The organism is Aerococcus sp. L_32, from assembly GCF_050689315.1.
Genome location: NZ_JBOEQF010001276.1, coordinates 1 through 516 on the forward strand (window position 1 = coordinate 1; position 516 = coordinate 516).

The following is a 516-nucleotide window of genomic DNA, read 5'->3' on the forward strand; positions in this document are numbered from 1 at the left end:
ATAACTTTTATCGAAGAAATCCCCACCGCTGACTACACTTTCTGCTACCGCCAAGTGACTGGTCAATACAATGAACATGAGCAAATGATGACGGAAATGATCCAACATGTGCTTGGTTTTGAAGAAGTCAAAGTTTTCCATTCTAAAGTCGTGACTTTAAATAATGTCACACCAGACCAAGGGCAAATTTTTGAAAATTACTTCATCAATCCGGTTGAAAATACCGTCATTGCCATGGATGAACCCCCATTTGAGATTTACTCTTCATCTACTGAAGAGCTTGAGGAAGTTGTAGGTTTCACCGAAATGTCTGAAGCTGATTTAGTTAACCTAGCTCATAAATTCTCCATGGATTTAGACGACTTGCGATTTTGCCAAGAATATTTTAAATCTGAAAACCGTAATCCCAATTTAACTGAGTTGAAAGTCATTGATACATACTGGTCAGACCACTGTCGTCACACCACTTTTAACACCCAAATCGATATTGTGACCATTGATGCCGGTCGCTACGAA

General features: G+C 39.1%; 1 pseudogene. It reads left to right on the forward strand.

The window, feature by feature from the left end:
* Positions 1-516: pseudogene (locus ACRCJ0_RS19305) on the forward strand (phosphoribosylformylglycinamidine synthase); the annotation flags it as partial.